At 69.7% G+C, this 21,926-nt stretch carries 17 protein-coding genes; 7 read left to right on the top strand and 10 right to left on the bottom strand.

What is annotated here, in order from left to right; genetic code table 11:
• Positions 1–4: 4 nt before the first annotated feature.
• A complete protein-coding gene (locus QHF85_RS07575) occupies positions 5–2,185 on the bottom strand; it encodes a PilZ domain-containing protein (protein WP_281326398.1) in 2,181 nt (726 codons plus the stop codon).
• A gap of 340 nt (positions 2,186–2,525) precedes the next feature.
• Between QHF85_RS07575 and QHF85_RS07570 the strand changes: the two genes are divergently transcribed.
• From QHF85_RS07570 to mfd, 4 genes are all read left to right on the top strand, one after another.
• Complete coding sequence (locus QHF85_RS07570) at positions 2,526–2,894, top strand: DUF2325 domain-containing protein (RefSeq protein WP_281326397.1); 369 nt, start codon at positions 2,526–2,528, stop codon at positions 2,892–2,894.
• An 83-nt stretch (positions 2,895–2,977) separates the two neighbouring features.
• Positions 2,978–3,361 carry a hypothetical protein gene (locus tag QHF85_RS07565; RefSeq protein ID WP_281326396.1) on the top strand — a complete coding sequence of 128 codons (384 nt, stop codon included), beginning with the start codon at positions 2,978–2,980 and terminating at the stop codon, positions 3,359–3,361.
• A 111-nt stretch (positions 3,362–3,472) separates the two neighbouring features.
• Positions 3,473–4,483, top strand: coding sequence for a hypothetical protein (locus QHF85_RS07560; protein ID WP_281326395.1), 1,011 nt, complete (start codon positions 3,473–3,475; stop codon positions 4,481–4,483).
• 35 nt (positions 4,484–4,518) lie between these two features.
• Complete coding sequence (gene mfd, locus QHF85_RS07555; protein WP_281326394.1) at positions 4,519–8,268, top strand: transcription-repair coupling factor; 3,750 nt, start codon at positions 4,519–4,521, stop codon at positions 8,266–8,268.
• A 1-nt stretch (position 8,269) separates the two neighbouring features.
• Here mfd and QHF85_RS07550 read toward each other — a convergent pair whose 3' ends face one another.
• The 4 genes from QHF85_RS07550 to QHF85_RS07535 are packed head-to-tail and all read right to left on the bottom strand — an operon-like array spanning position 8,270 to position 11,437.
• Positions 8,270–8,719, bottom strand: coding sequence for a hypothetical protein (locus QHF85_RS07550; protein ID WP_281326393.1), 450 nt, complete (start codon positions 8,717–8,719; stop codon positions 8,270–8,272).
• Positions 8,716–9,384, bottom strand: a complete 669-nt coding sequence (locus QHF85_RS07545; protein WP_281326392.1) for a hypothetical protein — start codon at positions 9,382–9,384, stop codon at positions 8,716–8,718. Before QHF85_RS07545 ends, QHF85_RS07550 begins: the two co-directional genes overlap by 4 nt.
• The gene (locus tag QHF85_RS07540) at positions 9,381–10,445 is read right to left on the bottom strand and encodes an amidohydrolase family protein (RefSeq protein ID WP_281326391.1); all 1,065 of its coding nucleotides are present in this window, start codon (positions 10,443–10,445) and stop codon (positions 9,381–9,383) included. Before QHF85_RS07540 ends, QHF85_RS07545 begins: the two co-directional genes overlap by 4 nt.
• Positions 10,442–11,437, bottom strand: coding sequence for a beta-ketoacyl-ACP synthase III (locus QHF85_RS07535; protein WP_281326390.1), 996 nt, complete (start codon positions 11,435–11,437; stop codon positions 10,442–10,444). The genes QHF85_RS07540 and QHF85_RS07535 overlap by 4 nt, the downstream gene beginning before the upstream one ends.
• Positions 11,438–11,497: 60 nt before the next feature.
• Here QHF85_RS07535 and QHF85_RS07530 point away from each other — a divergent pair, with 60 nt between their 5' ends.
• A complete protein-coding gene (locus tag QHF85_RS07530; protein ID WP_281326389.1) occupies positions 11,498–12,208 on the top strand; it encodes a hypothetical protein in 711 nt (236 codons plus the stop codon).
• Between the two features lie 523 nt (positions 12,209–12,731).
• Here QHF85_RS07530 and QHF85_RS07525 read toward each other — a convergent pair.
• From QHF85_RS07525 to QHF85_RS07505, 5 genes are all read right to left on the bottom strand, one after another.
• On the bottom strand, positions 12,732–14,441 hold the full coding sequence (locus QHF85_RS07525; RefSeq protein ID WP_281326388.1) for a radical SAM protein: 1,710 nt from the start codon (positions 14,439–14,441) through the stop codon (positions 12,732–12,734).
• Complete coding sequence (locus QHF85_RS07520; protein ID WP_281326387.1) at positions 14,438–16,252, bottom strand: radical SAM protein; 1,815 nt, start codon at positions 16,250–16,252, stop codon at positions 14,438–14,440. Before QHF85_RS07520 ends, QHF85_RS07525 begins: the two co-directional genes overlap by 4 nt.
• 30 nt (positions 16,253–16,282) lie before the next feature.
• A complete protein-coding gene (locus tag QHF85_RS07515) occupies positions 16,283–16,636 on the bottom strand; it encodes a hypothetical protein (protein WP_281326386.1) in 354 nt (117 codons plus the stop codon).
• 92 nt (positions 16,637–16,728) lie between these two features.
• Complete coding sequence (locus QHF85_RS07510) at positions 16,729–18,933, bottom strand: NAD(P)/FAD-dependent oxidoreductase (RefSeq protein ID WP_281326385.1); 2,205 nt, start codon at positions 18,931–18,933, stop codon at positions 16,729–16,731.
• 19 nt (positions 18,934–18,952) lie between these two features.
• The gene (locus QHF85_RS07505) at positions 18,953–19,774 is read right to left on the bottom strand and encodes an MOSC domain-containing protein (protein ID WP_281326384.1); all 822 of its coding nucleotides are present in this window, start codon (positions 19,772–19,774) and stop codon (positions 18,953–18,955) included.
• A gap of 92 nt (positions 19,775–19,866) precedes the next feature.
• Here QHF85_RS07505 and QHF85_RS07500 point away from each other — a divergent pair, with 92 nt between their 5' ends.
• On the top strand, positions 19,867–20,898 hold the full coding sequence (locus QHF85_RS07500; protein ID WP_281326383.1) for a COX15/CtaA family protein: 1,032 nt from the start codon (positions 19,867–19,869) through the stop codon (positions 20,896–20,898).
• Between the two features lie 58 nt (positions 20,899–20,956).
• On the top strand, positions 20,957–21,532 hold the full coding sequence (locus QHF85_RS07495) for a hypothetical protein (RefSeq protein WP_281326382.1): 576 nt from the start codon (positions 20,957–20,959) through the stop codon (positions 21,530–21,532).
• Positions 21,533–21,926: the final 394 nt, after the last annotated feature.

The raw sequence follows: 21,926 nt of genomic DNA, 5'->3' as shown, positions 1-21,926 counted from the left end.
TCGCTCAGGGCTTCTTCGTCGGCTTCTTGGCAGCGGCCTTCTTCTTGTCCGCGGCCTTCTTCTTCTTGTTCTTGTCGCCCGCCTTCGCGACCTTCTTCTTCGCGTCGGTGCCGAGCGCGATGTCGAGCCGGTCTCCCTTCGCCTTCGCGACGTACGCCGGCACGCCGTCCTTGAACTGCAGGCTGATCTCCGCGCCGGCGGGGCTATTCACCACGTTGATCGAGGCGATGCGCTTGTCCTTGCGCGCGAGCTCCGTCGCCGACGAGAGCGCGCGCCGGCCGGGCAACGAGACCGTGAAGCCCATCGCGCCCGCCGCGCCGTTCACCGTCTCGATCGGCCCGTCCATCTTCAGCTTCAGCACGATCGGGCTCCGCACGGTGCCCTTGCCGAACTGCTTGCCGTCGCCTTGCGTCTCCGTCGCGTCGTCGCCCTCGCCTTCCCCGTCGTCCGCCGCGGCGTTCGCCTGCGCGGCGTCGCCCTCGGGCGCGGGCGGCGGCGTCTGCGCGATCGTCCCGTCGGGCTGCGTCGGCATCGCCGGCACCGGCTCCGTCGTGGAGAGCGGCGTCGCCCCGAAGAGCGGCACGTTCACGTTCGGCACCGCGTTCGGATCCCCCGCGGCCGTGTTCGCGGCCGTCGGCGCGGGCAGCGCTGCGGCCGATCCCGCCGCGTTTGCCTCCATCCCTTGCGGATCGGCCGGCGCCGCGCGCGACGCCCCGAGCAGCCGGATCCCGCCCACCACGACGAGCACCGCCGCGAGCCCGAGCGCGCTGCCCATGAGCGCGGCTTTCCGGCTCGATCGGGCCTTCGGCGCCGCCTCGGTCGTCTCCGCCTCGTCCTTGTCGCGCACGAGCTTCTTGCCGGATGCGCGCAGCGCGCCCGTCGGCGGCGCTGCGGTCGTCCGCCGCGCGGCTTGACCGTCGGTCGCCTCGGCGGCCTCCTCGCCGCGCCGCTTCCGGATCGCCGCGAACAGACCCGACATCGCGCCCTTCGCGCGCACGCCGATCCCGCCGACGGCCGGACCGATCGCGCCGAACGCCGCCTTCGTCGCGCCCTTGGCCTTCTCGGTCGCCCCGCGCAGCGCCGCGGAGAAATCCTTCTTCGAACCGCCGACCGCCGGCGAATCCAGCGACGGATCGTTCGCCTCGGCGACCTCGTCGCTCTCTTCTTCGTCCGCCGTGCGCAGCGCCGCGGACTCGGTCGACGCGCTCGGCCGCGTGGCCGGCGGCGTCGAGCGCATCTCCTGCGTGCGCGCGCGGGAAGGCACGGCCGACGACGAGAGCAGCTCCGCGCGAGCCTCCTTCTCCTTCGACTCCTTGGCCTCGCCGTTCCCTGCGCTCACCTCGGTCTTGCCGGCCGGACCCACGCCCGGCGTCGTGCGCTTGATGAGCGCGCCGAGCCCGAGGGACGACGCTTCCTTGCTCGTCTCCTTCTCCGGCGCCTTCGTCGCGGCCGCCTTCTCCGGCTCCTTCGCCGCGGCGGCGGCCTTCTTCGACTCCTTCGCCTCGCCGAACCGGAGCGACACCACGAGCTGCGGCACCTTCGTCGACGGATCGACCTCCACCTTCACGGCGTCGACCATCGCAGAGCGCTTGTCGCCGTGGTCCATGTCCTCGAGCTCGAGCGACCGACCCACTTTGAGGAACTCCAGGTTCGAGCCCACGAGCACCTCGCCGCCCGCGGCTTCCCGCACCCGCGCCTTCATCGGCGAGCCGAGCCCGTCGATGTGCAGCCGCACGCGCGTCCCGGGGATCCCCATCGCGCCGATCCCGCTCGTCCCCTCGGCCGATCCGCCGAGCTCCTGGCAGAGGCTTCGCAGCGTCGCCTCGGCGTCGGGGCTGTCGAAGCCCACGAAGCGCAGACCGAACTCGCCGCCGCGGGGCGCTTCGCGGCGCCAGATCACCTCGCCGTCGGCGACCACCTCGCCCGCGTCGCCTTCGAACCGGCACACGAGCTTGTCGCCGAGCTGCGGGAGGTAGGCCGTGCGCAGGCGCATGCCTTCGGGCGAGACGTCGATCGACTCGGCCTCGAAGCCGCCGCTCCCCTTGGCCTCGCCCACGGCCACCAGCGCCTCGAAGTGAACCCGGTGGTGGTGGCCCGAGCGCCGATCCGGCGTCCCCGACGTAGCCGTCGTGTTTGCCCGGCCGTTCGTGCCTTCCGCGGAGTCCTCTGCGCCTCGCATGCTCATGACAATCCTCCAGGGATAGGGACGGGACAGACCCGTCCCTGCCGCGCTCCACGCAGCTCCCTCGCTTTCGCCCCGACTAAGTCACCGCGAGGAAGAGGGCCAAGTTTGGTGGGCGGGAAGAAACCGCCCCGGCGGAGGTTGTCCGGAGCAGCGGACGAAACCGGCGCCCCCGAAAGGGCGCAGGGGTTCGGTCCAGGCTCCGCCATCGCGGACTTATTTCCGTGATGGCGACGGAAAGCCCTGGACAGTTCCGATACGGCACCTTAGATCATCCGTTATAGCGGACAGTCGACCACCGGCGGCACCGAGGTGCTTCGCGGGTGGCCGTCGAGGAGGCCCCATGCGCATTGGTTGGATCGGGGGAGTCGAGCGATACGAGGTGCAGCTGGAGCGTCTGGCGAGGGCGGCCGGGCACGAGCTCGAATACCACCGCGGCGATGTGCGAGGCCGCGGGGCGCAGTCGCTCGAAGGGCTCGTGGAGCGCTGCCAGCTCATCGTGATCTTGACGGAGACGAACAGCCACGGCGCCGTCCAGCTCGCGCGCAAGCTCGCCCGTCAGCGGGGCCGCGGGACGCTCCTTTTGCGCAAGAGCGGCATCGCCCGCTTTGCGCGATTGCTCGAGGCCATCGACCAGGCGACGGCGCAAGGCATCTTCCACGCGGACGGCTCGATGAGCACGGGCTACGAAGCGGCCCTGCTCGGGGCGTAATGCTCGCTGGTGCCCGGCCTGCCCGAGCGAAGCGGGCGCGCCGCGGCTTTCGCGATCTGCCCGAAACGTGACAAGCTTGCCTCGTGAGTGACGAGCCCGATCCGCCCGAGCGGCCTTTGGCGACGAGCGACGCGCCGGAGAAGGCGGCCGACGACGTGGTGATGATCCACAGCCCGATGTCCGACGGCCAGGGCTACCACGTGCTCCGGCTGCGCGAGGGCAACGTGGAGCTCGGCGCGATCCGCAACATGCGCGAGGGCGCGCCGGTGCATGGCGACGTCGTGAAACTGTCGCCTCGCAAAGAGCACGAGCGTCTCTACGACGTCGAGGTGCTCGTGAAGAGCCCGAAGCCCCCGGAGCCGCCGCGAGCGGGCCCGGCGCAGGTGGCGACGGATGCATACAGGGCAAACTGGGAGGCGATTTTCGGGGCAGGGCGCGGGGGCGGCGGGGGCGAGACGTTGAATTGAGCTCTTCGCGATTGCGGGGACCGCCGGACCATTGCGAGGTCGGGTCCGCCGCCGCGACGGGGCTTTGCTCCCCCTTGACCCCTCGGCGTACCCCGGCTTCCCTCCGCGCGCATGGATCCCCTCGCGCCCATCGCCGGTCTCTCGCTGGAGCAATACGCCGAGCTTCGCGCCCTCTGCGCGGATCACCCTGACGACGCCGACGCCTGCGCCCGCGTCGTGCAATCGAAGAACGTCTCCCGGGAGGATTGGCTCGCCGCGCATGCGGGCTGGCTCGCGCGGCTCGAGGATCCCGCGCTCGGCGGCGCCGTCGCCGTGCGGTTCGTCCCGGCGTACCAGGCCGCGCTCGGCCGCGCCAAGGGCGCCGCGCCCGCGCTCTCGTTCGAGGAGTACGTCGAGCTCTCCGCGCAGATCATGCACGCGGGCCTCTCGTCCACGCTCGCGCGGCAAGATCTGGATCTCTTCCGCTACACGCAGATCGCGTTCCACTGGAACGCCGCGATGTCTCGCGACATGCAGAAGTTCGTCGCGTACGTCTGCGCCGTCGAGCAGGAGCTTCTGCGGCTGCACCGCGGCGGCGAGCGTCGACCCATTTCCACGCTCGCCACGCTGATCGGCACACAAGCCACGGCCTTCGCGCCACCGTCAGAGGCCCCCGCGGCCCCCGCGAACGAACCCGCGCCCGCGCCCGCCTCCGTTCCCGCGCCCGCTGCCGCTTCCATTCCGGCGCCCGCTCCCGAGCCCGCGCCCGCTCCCGCTGCCGCTTCCATTCCCGCTCCCGCTCCCGCTCCCGAGCCCGCTCCCGCTCCCGCGGCCGTTCCGGCGCCCGAGCCCGCGCCCGCTCCCGCGCAGCAACAGCCGAAGAGCCTGGAGCAAGAGGCCACCGAGGCGGCCAAGGCCGTCGGCGGCGCGCTCAAGAGCGGCTTCGACAAGCTTGGCCACGCGCTCGATTCGTTCGGCAGGAGCCTGTCCAAACCCGGCGTCGGATCGGCTGTGCTCGTCGCGTGGTCGGACGGAAACAAGTACCCGGGGACAGTCGCGCAAATCGCGCAAGGTCAGTACTTCGTCACGATGAGCAACGGCGAGCAGTATTGGGTGGCCGAGCAGTACATCTCGGCGCCGTAGTCCTCGCGCGCTTCGTGCTACACCCGCGGCGAACGATGCCCGCGACCGAAAAGGCAACCAGAGGCGCAGAGCTCCGCGCTTCGCTCGGCGAGATCGCCGGCGTCGAGTCCCTCGAAGTCGAGCTCGATCGCCCCGACGCGGTGCCGGTCGAACCCCTCCCCTCGTACGAGCTCCCGCTCGACCGGCCGATCACCACCACGCGTGATCTCGCCACACGCGTCCTCGGCGCGAAGGCCTCCAGGCTCCACGTCGTCTCCGTCGCAGGCGGCGCCACCGCGCTCGTCCTCCGCGCGCTCGCGAAAGCCACGCGCCGGAAGATCATCGCCGTCACCGCCGACCTCGAGGCCGCCCGCGCCCTGCACGCCGACGCATCGTTCCTCCTCGCCGGCGCGGACGCCGAAGAGCCGGACGCCGGAAAGACCACGCTCGGCGAGGTCCTGCTCTTTCCGCCGAACGAGTCGAGCCCCTACGCGGACGTGAACCCCGATCGCCGCGGCGCCGAGGCCCGCCTCGCCGCGCTCTTCCACCTCGCCGTGGATCTGCCCTGGCGTGCGCTCGTCTGTCCCGTCTCCGCGCTCGCCCGCAAGGTCGTCCCGCAACCCGAGATCCTCGAGCACGCCGAGCTCGTCGTCACCGAGCAGGAGATCGAGCGCGACGCCTTGATCCGCAGGCTCGCGCAGGCCGGCTACGTCCGCAGCCCCCTCGTCGAGGACCCCGGCACCTTCGCCGTGCGCGGCGCCCTGCTCGACGTCTGGCCGCCGAACGCGAGTTTTCCCGCGCGCATCGAGTTTTACGGCGACCTCGTCATGGGGATCAAATCGTTTGATCCCGAAGGACAGAAGACGATCGCCGACATCAAGGAGGTCTGGCTCCCGCAGGCGCGCGAGGCCGTGCTCACGCCCGAAAACGAGGCTCGCGCCCGCGAGCGCGCGCGGGCCGCTTGCGACGCGGTGGATCTCCCGTCGGTGAAGGCGCGCGCGCTCGTCGACGACGTCACCAGCGGTCGCACGTTCTTCGGGGCCGAAGGGTTTCTCCCCGCGTACCTCGACCTCGCGCCGCTCGCCTCGTACCTGCCCGACGACGCGATCGTCGTGCTCGAAGATCCCGCGGCGATCACGCGCTCCTTGCGCGACGAGCTCGGCCGCGCCCTCTCCGATCTCGCCCACAAGTCGCGCGACGCGCACTTCCCGCTCCACGCGTTCTACGAGACCGAGGGCGGCATCGCCTCGTGGATCGAAGGCCGCACGCACGTCGCGCTCCATCGGACCGGCATCGCGGGGGACGCGCCGGATCCTGCTTCCCTCGAGCGCTTCGAGGTCGCGCCCGAGGACGCGCCCTCGCTCGCCACCTTCGATCAGGGCGACCTCGAACGCGCCATCAAGGCCGCGCGTGCTTCCCGGGGCAAGACCGGTGCGCTCGATCCGCTCGTGCGCCGCATGCTCGCCTGGCAGGAGCATGGCATGCGCATCGTCGTCGCGGCGCGCGCGGAGACGCAGGTCGAGCGCCTCGTCACGCTCCTCCGTCATCAAGGCGTCCGCGTCCGCGCCCGCCTCGGCACGTTCGATCCCTCGATCCTCGACGAGCAGGATCCCGAGGCGGCGCGCACCGCCCTCGTCGTGCGCGGAGGGCTCGCGCGTGGCGTCGTCGCGCCCGCGGAGCTCCTTGCGCTCGTCACCGAGGAAGAGATCTTCGGCGCCCGCGCACATCGCCGCGCCGCGCGAGGCGGCAAGGACACAAAAGCCTCGGCGCGACCCTTCCTCGAGGACCTGCGCAACCTCTCCGTCGGGGATTACGTCGTGCACGCCGATCACGGCATCGGCCGCTACCACGGGCTCGTGCACAAGCAGGTCGGCGGCATGGTCGTCGACCTCATCACGGTCGAGTACGCGGGCGGCGACAAACTCTACCTGCCCGTCTACCGCCTCAACCAGATCCAGAAGTTTCAGGGCGGCGAAGGCGCGCCCAAGCTCGACCGGCTCGGCGGACAGACGTTTGCGAAGACGAAGGCAAGAGTCGAGAAGAGCCTTCGAAAAATGGCGGACGAGCTGCTGCGCCTCTACGCCGAGCGCAGGAGCGCGATCGGCGAGCCCACGCCGCAGCCGGATGACGACTACGCCGCGTTCGAGGCCACGTTCCCCTTCGACGAGACGCCCGATCAGGCCCGCGCGATCGGCGAGGTCTCGTCCGATCTCGAAGCGGCGCGCCCGATGGATCGGCTCGTCTGCGGCGACGTCGGCTTCGGCAAGACCGAGGTCGCGATCCGCGCGGCCTTCCGCGTGGCCGCCTCGGGCCGCCAGGTCGCCGTCCTCTGCCCGACGACCGTGCTCGCGCAGCAGCACTACCTGAACTTCAAGGCCCGCATGAGCCCGTACGCGCTCGAGGTCCGGGCCATGTCGCGCTTCCAGTCGAACAAGGAGCAAGACGAGACCGCGCGGGCCTTGCGTGACGGCAAGGTCGACGTCGTCATCGGCACACATCGTTTGCTCTCCAAGGATGTCCACTTCAAGAAGCTCGGCCTCCTCGTGGTGGACGAGGAGCAGCGCTTCGGTGTGACGCACAAGGAGCGCATCAAGGCGCTGAAGACGAACGTCGACGTCCTCACGCTCACGGCGACGCCGATCCCGCGCACGCTCCAGATGGCCGTCACGGGCCTGCGCGACATGTCCATCATCACCACGCCGCCCGCGGAGCGCCGCGCGATCCGCACGATCGTCACGCGGCACGACGAGAACGTCCTGCGCGAGGCCGTCGAGCGCGAGCTCGGCCGCGGCGGGCAGGTGTTTTACGTGTACAACCGCGTCGAGGGCCTCTACGAGCGGGCCGCGCGGCTCCAGGAGCTCGTCCCCTCGGCGCGCATCACGATCGCGCACGGGCAGATGAGCGAGACCGCGCTGGAGCAGGCGATGCTCGACTTCGTCGAGGGCCGCTACGACATCCTCTGCTCGACGGCGATCATCGAGAGCGGCCTCGACATCCCGCGCGCGAACACGATGATCGTCGATCGTGCCGACATGTTCGGCCTCTCGCAGCTCTACCAGCTCCGCGGCCGGGTGGGCCGCTCGAAGGAGCGCGCGTACTGCTACCTCGTCGTCCCGCCCGCGAACGCGATGACGGACGAGTCACGCTCGCGCATCGAGGCGCTCGAGCGCCACACCGAGCTCGGCTCGGGCTTCCAGATCGCGTCGCTCGATCTGGAGCTGCGCGGCTCGGGCGACATCCTCGGCGCCGAGCAGAGCGGCAGCGTGGCGCAGGTCGGCTTCGAGCTGTTCTGCCAGATGCTCGACGAGGCCGTCCACGAGCTGCGCGGCGATCCCGTGGTCCACGAGGTCGATCCCGAGCTCGCCTTCGACGCCGACGCGCTCTTGCCCGAGGATTACGTGTCCGACGTCGGCGTGCGCCTGTCCTTCTACAAGCGGCTCGCGAGCGCATCGAGCCCGGACGAGGTGCAGGATCTCGCGAACGAGATGGAGGATCGCTTCGGCTCGCCGCCGATCGAGGCGCGAAGGCTCGTGCACCTGATGAGCCTCAAGACCGAGCTCCGAAAGCTCCGCGCGCTCGCGTGCGAGGCGACGGCGAAGGGCGTGACGCTCCACCTGCGCGACGACACGCCGCTCGATCCGGCGAAGGTAATGAAGCTCGTGCAGCCGAAGGGCTCGCCGTACAAGCTGTCGCCGGACATGCGTTTGTCGCGGCGAACGCGGGACACGGAGGTCTTCGCGAGCGGGCTCGAAGCGACGGACAAACTCCTCGCGGAGCTCGCGTCTTGCATGAAGGCGGGCGCTTGAATCAGGGATAAAGCGATTCCGGCCCCACACACGGCGCGCTCAAGGTGAGCGAAAACGAAAGCGCGTGCGCCGGGAAGGACGCGACCTCCACGAGCCCCGCAGGCTCCTCGGTTTGTCCGGGCGCGCAATGGACGCCGTCTCCGTCGCGGTCGAGCCATCCATACACGACGAGCCCGTCCCCCTCGTCGAGCGGATAAAGCACGGTCTCGCGCACCGGCCCCACACTGGCCACCGTGCGCGTCTCGAAGACGCCGAGCGGATGTGCGAGCTCGCCCTCGCCGAACGTCCTCGCCACGTGGAATTCGAGGTGCACGGCGCCCGCGCTCGGCGCGCCGCTCGGCACGGCGACCTGCCCGTCGAGCTCGATCTCGTAAAGGCGCGTCTCCTCGTTGATGCACCCCGCGAGCGCGAACACGAGGGCTCCGGCGAACACGAGGCGGGCCCGGCTCATCGCTCCCCTCCGAAATGCAACCCGAGGTGCACGCCCGGCAGCGCGATCGTCTCCGGCGCGCCCACCCAGCCATAATTGATGCCCAGATCGAGCCCGATCCCACGCGAAATCGCAAACCCGAGCCCCAGCGTCGCCCACGGCGTCCACTCGTGCCGTACCGACCAGCTCGTCTCCGTGCCCGAGGCGCGCTCGATCGTCAAAAGGTCCGGCAGGAACGCGTGGCGCGTGCCGATCACGAGGTACGGGACGAACCGGCGCACGGGAATGGCGAGGCGAAACCGGAGCTCGCCGTTCGGGCCGCGCCGGACCTCCTCGCTGCGCTGAAAAAGCCATCCGGCCAGGAATTCGCCCGTCAGCCGCACATGTTCCGCGTCCGCGAGCCGCACGCCGATCCCCAGCATCGGGCGATACCGGCGCCCGACGGCCGATTCGAGCTCGCTTTGCAGGGTGATCCGGTCCGACAAACCCACCTGCGCGCGCAGGAACGAAAACGGCCAGCCGCCTTGCGCCGACAGGACATAGGCCCCTTTCGCCGGGCTGCCGCCCACGGCGTCTAGCGTCGCATGCTCGGGAAACGGCGCGCGTGGCTCCGCGGCGGCGACCTCGGAAACGCCGAAGATCGTGGCCGAAACGGCGCCGAGCATGACGGCCCTCTGCATGCTCATTCCGCCGCCTCCGCGGGGATCGTCACGCCAAACACGCGCGCAAAGTTCCTCGCGAGGACGTCGGCGGCTTCTTGCTCCGTGTATCCGGTTTCCTTCATCGCGGTGACGGTTCGTTCGAGGTATCCCTTGACGAACCCCGGGCTCTGCGGCCCGTCGCTGCCATACAGGATCCGGTCCGTGATCCCGGCCTCCCGCATGCGGCGCATGGCTTCCTTCAGATTCGCGCCCGTCGGATCCGACGACGCGGAGCCGAGCGCCGACGGTTCGAGAAACACATTGGAATACGTCTTCGCGAGCCGGATGCACGTATCGAGGCCCGCGTGGCGCTTCTCCTCGAAATCATAGCCGAGGTGCCCGAGGATGAATTTCGCGCCGGAAAATTGCTGAATGGCCGTCTCGAGGTACGCCGGATCCGTATAGGCCGGCTCCTGCGACGTCCCCGGAAACGGGCTCGTCCCGGTGTGCAAATAGAGCGGTTTGCCCAGGGAGGCCGAGATCTCGTAGATCGGAAAAAACGCGGGATCATCCATGCGAAAATGCTGATGCGCGTGGGCCACCTTGATCCCGACGAACCCAGGCCGCGAGAGCGTGCTCTTCAATCGATCGAGCTCCGCGTCCCGATCCGTCGTCCACCGGTCGACACGCAAGGAGGCAAGCCCGAAGAAGCGATCCGGGGCAAACGTGAGATCCTCGGCGACGAGCTCGTTCGACGCGATCCCCACGGTGCGCGGGGCATAGATCGCAAACAGGCCCGCGCCCCAGATACCCGCGTCGTCGATCTCGCCGAGGATGCTCTCCGGCAAGAGCGAGCCCTTCGCCGCCGCCTCAGCATCGAGCCCGATCGGAAACGGGAAGCGCGAGGCCAAAAATTTCCGCGTGTCCTCGGGGACGTGATCCCAGTCGCCCGGGTGCAAGTGCATGTCGACGACGGCGAGGCGCTTTCCATTCCAGTCGACGCCACGCGGCGGCGCACCGCAGCCGACGTCGAGCGAGACGAGCGCGCCAAGCGCGAAGGCCGACGCGAGCGCGAGCGGCGTCGTTCGTCCGAACCGACGCTTCACATCCGAACCATCGACGCCGCCCACGTGATGCCGGCCCCGAGCGCGCAAAGGAGCACGTTGTGCCCGGGTTTCACGCGACCATCCCGCACAGCCTCGTCGAGCGCGATCGGGATCGAAGCCGCCCCCGTGTTGCCCACGTCGGCGAGGTTCTCGATGAACTTGCTGCGCGAATACCCGAGCCGCTCGGCGATGCGATCCACGATCCTGCGGTTCGCCTGCTGCGGGATGACCCAGTCGAGTTTGTCCGAGAGCAGGCCCGCCGCCTTGAGCGCCTCCATGCTCGCGACCTGGAGCTTCTTCACGCTGATCTGGAAGAGATCGTGCCCCTCCATGTGCATCTTGTTCCGCTTCGCCGCGAGCCCCTCCAGCGTCATCGGCTCGCCCGTGCCCCCACCCGGAATCGAGAGCAGCGAAGCCATCCCACCATCCGCGCCAAGGCGCATCGAGAGGATCCCACGGCCATCCTCCCCCGCCGCGCCGAGGATCACCGCGCCCGCGCCATCGCCGAAGAGCGCCGCCGTCGTCCGATCCTCAGGATCCACGCGGCGCGAGAGGACATCCGCGCCAACCACGAGCGCCGTGCTCGCCGCGCCCGCGGAGATCGACTGCTCCGCGACGGCAAGCGCATAGAGGAAGCCCGCATGCGAGGCCCCGAGGTCGAAGGAAGGGACAAGCTCGGTGCCAAGCTTCTGCTGGACCGTGGCCGCCGTGGCCGGCATGGGGCTGTCGCCAGTCCCCGTCGCCACGATGATGAGGTCGAGATCCGCAGGCGAGAGCCCCGCCGCATCAAGCGCAGCGCGCGCCGCCGCCGTGGCCATGTCACTCGTCGTCTCGCCCTCGGCAGCGACATGGCGACGCTCGACGCCAACATGCTCCTTGAGCCACGCATCCGAGGTCTTTGCATGCGCCGCGATCTCGTCGTTCGTGACGACGCGTGCAGGAAGGTAGCGGCCAGTGCCGAGAATCCGGGCGCGCGGGGGGCTCGCTCTCATGGCGCGGAGGGTAACAGAAGGTTTGAGAAGCGGGGCAGAGGAAGGTAGAGTCCGCGCGCCATGGCCGAGAAAGAACCGGACGAGGACAAGGACGAGGTCGAAGGCGAGGACGAGGGCGAAAACGAGCCCGAAGCCGAAGCCAAAGCAGAGGCCCCGAAAGCCGAAGCAAAGGCCCCCGCCGCGGCAAAAGCCGCCCCCACGAAGGCGCCCGCGAAGAAGCAGCCGAAAGCCGGCAAGGCCGCGCCAAGGCGCGCACCGCCGCCAAGCTCGGCGTCGCTCGGCAAGAGCATGGTGCTCTTCGTGGTCGTCGTGGGCACGCTAGCCGCAGGCTTCGCCCTGCTCGGTCAAGAACGCGGCGGCGGCGGCCCACGCGGGCCCGCATGGAAAACCGGCCAAACCGTCGACGTCGAGATCACGCTGGTAGCAAGCGACAAACGCGAGCTCAACTGCGCAGCGACAGACGAGGTCGCCGGCCGGCACTGCAGCTTCGAGTCCCCCACGAAGACCTGGGGCAAGGGCGATGCAGGCGACGACAAGAAGACGCTGCGCCCCTACACCTCGACGGACAACGTGCAGTTCGTCGCAGCCGGCCTCTGGAGCGAGCCCGCCCTCGCGAACACCCTGCCAACCACGCGCTTCAGCGTGAAGTGCAAGTACACGGTCGAAGGCAAGCTCAAGGCCCCGACGTTCCACTGGGAAAGCGGCTGGGAAGGCCAGCCCCGCGGCGAGATGCTCGCAGGTGTCCTCACCGGCTGCGTGCTCGTTCCCTGAGCTGAGCTGAGCTGAGGCGCCGCGCCGGGGCTCTGCCCCGGGCCCCGCGGGGGCTGTTCGCCCCTCGACCCGAACCAGGGCCAGCCCTGGACCTCTGGGCATCGACTGCGCGAAGCGCAGTCGATGTGGGGAAAGTTTTTCAAGCTGTTCGCCCCCTGTTTGCAGGGCCAGCCCTGGACCTCTGGGCATCGACTGCGCTTCGCGCAGTCGATGCGGGCAAAGTCTTTCAAGCTGTTCGCCCCCTCTTGGCACCCCAAGCCCTGGACCTCAGGGGGAAGAACTGCGCTCCGCGCAGTTCTTCCCACAAGCCGTCGCTGGTACCACGTCGCCCGTTGAACCGTCAGCGCGGCTGTTTTGGTTGGCAGGGTCGGTTGCGGTCTTGACCCTGGCCTGTTCGATGAACTGCGCATCGCGCAGTTCATCGACCCCGAGTCCAGCGCTTGCGCTGGTCCGGGTCCAGGGGCGGACAGCCCCGGTGGGGCCTGGGGCAAAGCCCCAGCGCAACGGCTCCCCAGCGAAACGGCTACCCGATCGGCGCGAGCGCGCCGAAGCCGTGGGCGCGGACCCAGTTTACGTGCACGCCTTGGCAGGAGGCGTTCTCGCGGCAGTCTTTGCAGCGGAGGGCCTTCGTGTAGAACGCGTCGGCCACGTATCGCTTCGTGAAGGCTGTCATGTCGATGCGCGCGTCGGCGCCGAGCATCGCGAGATCGAGTGTCCGCGCGGGCTTTCGCACGGGGCGGCCTGCCACGCAGGGGGGCACGTTCTCCACGGGGACGGCGTGGGGGTACGTCTTGAAAAACGTTTTCGTGTCGACGTCGTTTGTGTGGGCGTCCGAGACGAGGTCGTAGTTTTTCTGGACGAGCACGAGGTTTTCCGGCGGGGGATCGAGCTTGCGGATCGCGGGCTCCGTCTCCTTCGTCAGGAAGATGCGGACCTCGAAGGATCGGGGGAGTTCGAGGAGCGGGTCGATCGCGGCGGGATCGGCCGTGTAACACGCCGCGAGCTTCTTGCCAAAGAGCAGGCCTTCGGGTGAGAGCGCGCTGGACAGACCCTCGTACGATGCGAGCTCCAGCTCGATCGCGCCTGGGGCTGCCTTCGCCGCGAGTGCTGAGGCTTCTTCCAGGTTTGCCGCGACGATCCGCGCCGCGCGTGCTTCTGGCAGCTTGCCTGCGCGCGGCGGGTCGCTGGCGTAGCGCAGCACGTCGACCTCGTCGGCCTTGCGCACGTCGATCACCTCGTCGAGGGTGTCGCAGAGGCTCTGCAGGTAGCAGTATTTGCACCTCTCGGGCTCGCGGCACATGAGCTTCTTGCCGAGGGAGAGGTACCGATCGAACTCCTCGCGCCGCCCGCGAACCTCGTCGTTCAGCTTGTACGGATCCTGGATCAGGTCCTCGAAGCCTTCGGCGTACGGCGGCGGGAAGCGGTTCAGCCAGATGTGGATGTCGGGCCTCCGCGCGTAGGCGAAGGTTTGCTGGAGGTATTCGAGGTTGCCGTCGAGATCGTAGAAGAGGTGGTGCCGCGCGTCGCTCCATGCGTTGCCGAAGGGGATCACGTGCAGGAGGTCGAACTCCTTCACGCCCCAGCCGATGAACGTCTCCAGCATCTCCGGCAGGTGCCGGACGTTTTGCTTGTTGATGACGATGTCGACGTTGACGATGAACCGGCCCGATGCGAGCGCGGCCTTGAGCCCTGCGACCTCCTCGACGAACGCGCCGGGCGTGCCGACGAGCGCGTCGTGTAGCTTCGCCGTGTGGCCGTGCAGCGAGAAGGTGATCTCGTGCAGGCCGTTGTCCGCGGCTTTGTCGAGGAACTCCGGGTAGCGGAACATGCGGCCGTTCGTCACGGTCTGGATCTTCCGGTAGCCGGCGAGGCGCCCGAGCTTGACGAAGTCGAGGAAGTTCGGGTGCATCGTCGGCTCGCCGCCCGAGAGGATCAGACGATCGGCGCCGCGCCGCCGGCCCTCGACGATCTGCACCTTGATGTCCTGCGTCGCCCGCATCGTGCCGTCGTGCGCATTCGAATCGAGGCAGAACGTGCAGTGGTTGTTGCAATCGTAGGAGAGGCGCACCCAGTTGCGTTTTTCGTGCGCGGCCGCCTCGTGCGCGAGCGTCTTGCCGGAGCCCTCCGCGTCGCCGAGCAAGGCTTCGTTCTGGAAGTCGGCGAAGGCCGTCTCGACGGCGTCGGCGGCCGAGACGACGGGGAGCCTGCGGGGGCCCTGTACAGAAGCAGTCACGACGGCATTTCTCCCGTGCGCTCGTAGCGCAACATCCACTGATTGCTGGTCTCGCGGCCGACGTCGCGGCGTTCGAGGAGACGCAGAGGTTTGCCTTCGAGGCGTCGCGCGGCACGGGCCGCGTCGTCGTTGCGGTAATGCTCGAAGCGGTTTTCGGGTGCGCTCTCCGCGCGCGCGGCGTGCGCGCGGCTGCGGACCAGGCCGAACGCGACGTTGTCCACGAGCGTGAGCGTGCCGCCGGGGCGGAGCCGCGCGATCGCCGCGCCGAACGCGCGCGCCGGGTCTTCGAGGTGGTTCACGCTGCGGAGCGCGAGCACGTGGTCGAACGTGCCGAGCTCCTCGCCGAGCTCCTCCGCGCGGCCCTGTACGAAGCGGGCGAACGGGTGGCGCGACGCGAGGACGGCGAGCCGCTGCGGGTCGGGATCGACGCCGACGTACGTGATGTGCCCTTCCGCTGCGCGCCGCGCGAGCGCTTCGAGGTACGGCCCTTCGCCGCAGCCGAGATCGAGGACGCGGCCCGAGAGGCTCGCGAGGATCTCCATCACGTCGCGATCATCCCGCGTAAAGAGGTCGACGGGCACGGGCTCCCACGCGCCGGTGCAGCGCGGGCGCTCGGGGCACGCCTCGCACTCGGTCGCGGGGCGGAGCTTCCGTAAGTCCTTCGCGAAGTCGTCGGGGGCGAGCTTCGTGGAGACGTCGAGGTAGAGCTGGCCCGCGCTCTCCTTGGTGGCGAAGAGCTCCTCGTCGGAGAAGTCGCGCGTCTCGGTGCGGAAGAGGCGCATGCGGTCCTTGAGACGCAGGAACAAGGTCCGGCCGCGATCGTAGGGGCTCGTGCCGCCTTCGCGGATCGGGCACGGCGCGCCGGGCGGGCGCGCGAGATCACGCTCGGGGACGAAGTTGTACGAGTTCGCGCGGGGGCGATCCTTGACGGGCCGGAGCGCGCTCGCGCCGTGGACCTCGTGGTAGCCGCGATAGAGGCCCGGGCACGCGCCGCGCAGCGCGCAGTCGCCGCAGACCTCCTCGGGCTGGATCTTGGCCACGTCGTCGACGGGGACGAAGTCGTCCTCGTCGGCCTCGATCATCGTCGCGTACCGGTGCGTCTTGAGGTCGTCGTAGAGATGCTCGAGGCCCGGGAGCAGGCAAAACGGCAGGCCGTCGTGGGCGAACCGCGGGCCACGCTCGGTCCCCCGCGCGAGCCCGTACGCGATCGCCTCTTTCACGCGCGCGGCGCACGCGGCGACGTCGGGCACGATGACGTCGAAGGCGCGGTTCGCCGCGCCCTTCGGCTGCGTCATCGAGAGCTTGATGCAGAGGTCCGGGAACGGGAGCAGCCGATCGACGAGGCCTTTCAGGTGCTTCAGGTTCGCCGTGGTGATGACGCAGTTGATCGTGAGATCGGGGATCCTGCCGTGCAGGTTCTCGATGGCCTGCATGGCCTTGTGAAACGTGTCGGCGCGGACGACCGAGCCGTGCACCTTGGGCTCGCCGCCGTGGAGCGACATGTAGACGTAGCGGAGGCGGCACTCGTCCACGAGCTCGTCCACGACGTTCCGGTACGAGAGCATGAGCCCGTTCGTGACGAGGCCAAAATCCAGGCCGTGCGCGGCGATGCGTCGCGCCCAGCGCGAGAGCTCGGGCCGCATCGTGGGCTCGCCGCCGGAGAGGACGACCATCGAGGCGCCGAGGCGCTTGGCGCGGTCGATCTTCCAGTCGACCCGCTCGGCGGTGTCGTCGAGGTGGCGGATGTCGGCCGTGTGGCAGAACGTGCAGTTCTCGTTGCACGCGTAGCCGACTTTGATCAGCGCCTTCACGACGGGCGCGATCTTAGTACGAAGGAGGCCCTAGGCCGCGGCCGAAAAGAGCTTGCCGGGGTGCTTGCGCTCGAAATGGCCGATGATCGCGCGGCCGAGGGACTCGATCACGACGGCTGCGATGCCGGCCCGGATCACGATGCCCGCCGGTCCAGGGACGAACGAGACGGCGCGCGTGGCCACGAACTTGAGGCCCGCGCCCATGACCTCGAGGCCGCCGCCCGCGGCGAGGCTCTTCAGGTTGCCCACGGACTCGCCGTAGACGTCGCCGATGAAGTTGAACATGTGGACCTCGAGGGCGGCGAGGCCCGCGGACGTCGAGATCGGCAGCGGGAGGGCCGCGAACGCCGCACCTCCGATCGCGTACCGATGCACCCAGCGCATCGCTTCTTCCCTGCACGTGATGGCCATACGTCGAGGCTGAACCAGCCCGGGCCGGTTTGCACGCTCGGGGCGGTCGCCTTCGTGCAGGAAAATCAGCCGATCGTGGCGCCGTCCGTGGCGCCCGTCGCAGCGGGGACAGGCTCTCCATCCTCCGAGATCCCGAGCCGGCCCGAGATCTCGAAGGCGTAGCCCGCCGGCGTGAGCGCGCGGAGCGCCGCTTCGGCAGCCGCGAAGGCCGCGGGCAGCGTCGTGGCCGCGCGCGTCGCTTCCCAGATCGCGGCGGAGGCCTCGGCGAGGAGGCTCCGGACCTCGGGCACGTCGCTGAGAAGGCGGCCATCCCGCGCGCGCTCGGGCCGGAGCCACACATCGCAGAAGCGCGTGCGCAGGATCGGGATGTCGACGAGCTCCGGCGGCAAGCGCGCTTCGAGCAGGAGGTAGACGCGCGGGACGGCGCTCTCGGCGTGTTTCGCGCGGAAGACGAGGGTCATGGGCGGCTCGGCCACGCCGCCGCCGCGGAAGGCGCGGGAAGGCGTCGCCGTGATCTCGGCCGGCAGCACGGAAGGCGCACGGAGCGCTTTCCGGAGCCGCGCGCGCACGCGGCGCAGGAGCATGGGCTCCGCGGGATCGTCGGCGGCCGCGACGAGGCCCACGAGCGTCTGTTCGAGCTTCGCGAGCACCGCGGGATCGTGCGGTCGCACGGGGTACGGCACCAGCGTGACGAGCAGCCGCCCCGCCCGACGCGGCGTGACCCCAGCGAGCGGCGCGCCGGCTGCGCGCCCTTCCTCGACGAGCACGAGCCCGAGCGGCTGCCGCCCGGCGTCGACCAGATCGAGCACGAAATAACTCTTCCGCGGGCGATCCGTGAGGCTGCGCGGCTCGTGCCGCACGAGCCGGAGCCGAAGCCCCTCGGCCCGCACGCTCACGAGCTGCGCCGCCCCGCCCTCCCCCACGCGCCACACGAGCGGCGGCGACACGATCCGCGAGCGCGACCGCGCCGACGGGAGCTCCGGCGAGAACGGCTTTTTCGGTTCTTCGTTCGGGATCTTCGCTCGCTCCCCGAGCTCTCGGCGCACCTGCGCGGCCGGGTCATGCGGCGCCTCGACCGCGGCGTTTCGCAAGAGGCCCGCCGTGATGAACAAAAACGCGAGCTCCGGCGCGACGGCCTCGCCGACCCGCAGGATTTGCTTTGAGGTCCAAAAGATCGAGTCCCTGCGCCCCGCGGCCTTGTAAAAAGCCTTCACCTGCGTGAGCAGCTCCCGGTACGTCGCGCCGTACGTCTCCTCGTAGAAGCGGCGCAGGAACAGCTCGTGGCGCGGCTCGTCGAGCGCGCTGTGCACGCACGCAGCGGCCCAGAAGCCGCTCGTCATCGCGAGGTGCACGCCCGTCGAGAGGATCGGATCGATGAAGCAAGCCGCGTCCCCCGCGAGCAAAATCCCCGGCCCGGAGAGGCGACGCGCGCGGTACGACCAGTCCTTCGCGCCCGTCACATCCGTCACCCGACGCGCGTTCTCGAGCAGCGGCCACGCCGCCTCCGACGCGCGCAGCACCTGCTCGTACCAGGCCTTCGCCCCGAGCTTCTCCCGCTCCGCGCGCGTCGCCGCCGACGTCACGACCCCCACGCTCGTCCGCTTGCCCAGCGGGATCACCCAGATCCAGCCCTCAGGCACGCTCGTCGTCAGGATGTGCGCCTGCTTGTGGCCCGGCAGGCGCTCGGCGCCCTCCCAGTAGGCCCACACCGCCACGTTCTTGAGCCCACGCACGACCCGCCGCAGATCGGCATTCCGCGCCACGAGCGCGCTCTGCCCCGACGCGTCCACGACGAACCGCGCCCGCTCGTCACGCTCCTCGCCGCCCGGCCCCCGCACGCGCACCCCGACGGCGCGGCCCTTCTCGAAGATCACGCGCGTCACCGCGTGCCCCTCGCGCACGGTCGCGCCGACCTTCTCCGCGTTGCGCAGGAGGATCTCGTCGAAGCGCCCCCGGTCCACGAAGTACGCGTACGGGTGCACGTCGAGCTCGCGGAAGTCGATCTCCCACGGCGTCCGATCGCGGCCCCAGACGAAGGTTTGTCCCTCCTTGCGCTCGAAGCCCGCGCTCTCCACGGCCTCGCGCGCGCCGAGCGCGTCGAGGTACGGCAGCACGCCCGGCAAGAGCGACTCGCCGATGTGCTCGCGCGGAAACCGCTCCCGTTCGAGCACGAGAACCCGCCGCCCTTCGCGGCCGAGGTAGGTCGCGACGGACGAGCCCGCCGGCCCGCCGCCGATCACGATCGCATCCCACGGTGCCGCGCTCTGCATCGTCGTCTTCCTCGGCGCCTCAGCCGACTTCGTCGTACGAGCGCGCGAGCAGGGTCACGGCGTCGCCCACGCAGAGCTCGCCTTCCCCTTCGGCGACCATGTTCCAGCCGAAGTACACACGGTTCGCGCGCGCCCGGAACGTCGCGAGCGTCGCCAGCGGATCCTTGCCCCGCGCGCCCGTCGCCTGGTCGACGGTGATGACGTTGCAGCGGCTGCACGGCTTGCGCAGGTGAAAGACGATCGAGCCGACGGACAGGGTCGTCCACGCATCCTCGGACCAGGGCGGCGCCCCGCGCACCACGAGGTTCGGCCGGAACCGATCCATCGGCACGGCCTCGCGCAGGCGCGCGTTCAGATCCGCGAGCGAGCCCTCCGTGGTGAGCAGGTACGGAAAACCATCGGCGAAGCCGACGCGCTCCTTGCGGCTCACGTAGCGACCGTCCACACGCCGCGCGGCCTCCTCGGGCATGTACACGAGCTCCGCGCGCCGGCCGAGGTAGTCGCTCAGGTACGCAGCGGCCTCGTCCCCGACGAACACGGCGCGGCACTTGTCGCTCCAGACCCGGACGCGCCGATCCGTGGGCCCTTCCGGGCGGAGCGGCAGGCGCAGCGGCCCGTGCCCCTTCGCGTGCAGGACGAGCGCATCGCCCTCGATCGCCGTCTCGATGAGCGCGATCTCCGGGTGCTCGCGCTGCGTCAGGAACTCGCCGTCTGGGTCGACGATCATGAACCGTCGGTCGTGCTCGATGCCGAGGCTCTGCGCCCGAGCCCGGTCGAGGGCGATGCCGCGCGCGCCCTTGACGGGGTACACGAAGAGTCCGCTCAGGGTGAGGTTGCTCATGGAGGCCTGAGAGGCATAAAGCGGCCCCGCTCGCGCGTCGAGAGGATGAAAGGCGCTCGCCTCGACGCCCGGCCGGCCCTAGAACGGGGGGCATGTCGCAAGGTCGGTTGGTGCTCGGGGCAAAGGACGCCGAAGATCCGCAGGCCCGCAGGTTCAGGCGTGTTGCTTGGGCGACGCTCGTCGTCACCCTCGGCGTCATCCTCTGGGGCGCCTACGTCCGCGCCACGAGCTCCGGCGCAGGCTGCGGGAGCCACTGGCCCACCTGCAACGGCGAGGTCATCCCCCGCGCCGCCAGCGCGAAGACGCTGATCGAGTTCACGCACCGGGTGACATCGGGCATCGCCTTCCTGCTCACGCTGATCCAGCTCGTGTGGTCCTTCCGCGCCTTCCCACGCGCGCACGCAGTGCGGCGCGGCGCAGCCGCGTCCATGTTCTTCATGGTCACCGAGGCAGCCGTCGGCGCAGGCCTCGTCCTCTTCGAGCGCGTCGCAGGCGACACGTCGATCGCGCGTGCCTACTGGATGAGCGCGCACCTCATCAACACGTTCCTGCTCGTCGCATCGATGACGCTCACAGTGCTCTGGGCCTCGGGCGGCCCCGCGCCACGGCGCTCCTCGGGCGCGCCAACGAACGTGCTCGCAGGCGGCCTCGTCGGCGTGGTGCTCGTCGGCGTGACCGGCGCCATCGCAGCCCTCGGCGACACGCTCTTCCCCGCGAAGACGTTGAGCGAAGGCCTCGCCGCCGACGTGTCCCAAGCCGCGCACGTCTTCGTGCAGCTTCGCGTCTACCACCCGATCGTGGCCGGCGTGGTGGCAGCGTACCTCCTCTTCGCGACCGGGTTCGTCGCATCGCAACGCCCGGACCTCCTCAAGCCCGCGCGGCTCGTATCAGCGCTCGTGATCATGCAGATCGGCGCAGGCTTCTTGAACCTCTTCCTCCTCGCGCCCGTGGCCATGCAGCTCGTGCACCTGCTGCTCGCCGATCTCGTATGGATGGCGCTCGTCGTGCTCACGGCATGGTCACTCGGAGAAGCACCCGCGTCGGCGTCGTCCGCAGCCACGCCGCTGCCGTGGTCGGGTCTCTCGGACGAGTTCGCACGCCCGAAGGAGACGCCTCCGCGGTAGGATGTCTCCATTCCACCGCGCGAACGCGCGTGGCTCACGCTTGGAAGGGAGACAATCGATGAGGCTTGGTTTCTATGCGCTCGGGCTCGCAGCGCTCGGGTCCTTGTTCGTGACCGTGGGATGCAGCGACGACACGGGCGGCTCAGGCGGCACCGGCGGCACAGGCAACGGTCCATCCTCGAGCTCCTCGAACAGCGGCTCGTCGAGCTCCTCCGGCTCAGGCGGCGCAGGCGGCGTAGGCGGCGGCTCGGGCGGCGCAGGCGGCGCAGGCGGCGGCTCGTCCAGCTCCTCCGGCACCGGCGGCAGCGGCAACTACTCGGTCTGCAGCGACTGCACGAGCAACACGACAGGCGCCTACGCAAACGAGTGCAAAGCACTCGCCGACGCCTGCGTCGCCGACGCAGACTGCAAGGCCCTCGCCGACTGCTCCTACGACAACTGCGCACTCAGCACCGACGGCGGCTGCTGCACACTCAAGTGTGCCCAGGACCTCCAGACGCCGCAGGCCGCACTCAACAAGTTCAAAGCCCTCGACTCCTGCGTCTTCTGCCAGACGTGCAAGACGATCTGCGGAAGCGACGGCGCCCCCGAGTACTGCGCCGTCGTCGAAGCCGCGAACCCGAACTGCCCCTGACCCGCCGCGCCGGGGCGCTGCCCCGGTCCCCGCGGGGGCTATTCGCCCCTCGACCCGAACCAGGGCCAGCCCTGGACCTCTGGGCATCGACTGCGCGAAGCGCAGTCGATGCGGGGAAAATTTTTAAAGCTGTCCGCCCCCATCTTTCCAGGGCCAGCCCTGGACCTTTGTGGGAAGAACTGCGCGATGCGCAGTTCTTCCCACAGGCCGGTTGGCACCGCGTCGCCAGTTGAACCGTCAGCGCGGCTGTCTTGATTGGCAGGATCGCCGTGGTCTTGACCTGGCCCGTTCGATGAACTGCGCATCGCGCAGTTCATCGACCACGAGTCCAGCGCTTGCGCTGGTCCGGGTCCAGGGGCGGATAGCCCCGGTGGGGCCTGGGGCAAAGCCCCAG

This window comes from Polyangium sp. 6x1 (assembly GCF_029946515.1).
In the GTDB taxonomy this organism is placed as follows: Bacteria; Myxococcota_A; Polyangia; order Polyangiales; family Polyangiaceae; genus Polyangium.
Note: the sequence above shows the minus strand (reverse complement) of the source record. Positions and strands in the feature narration are given on the sequence as shown.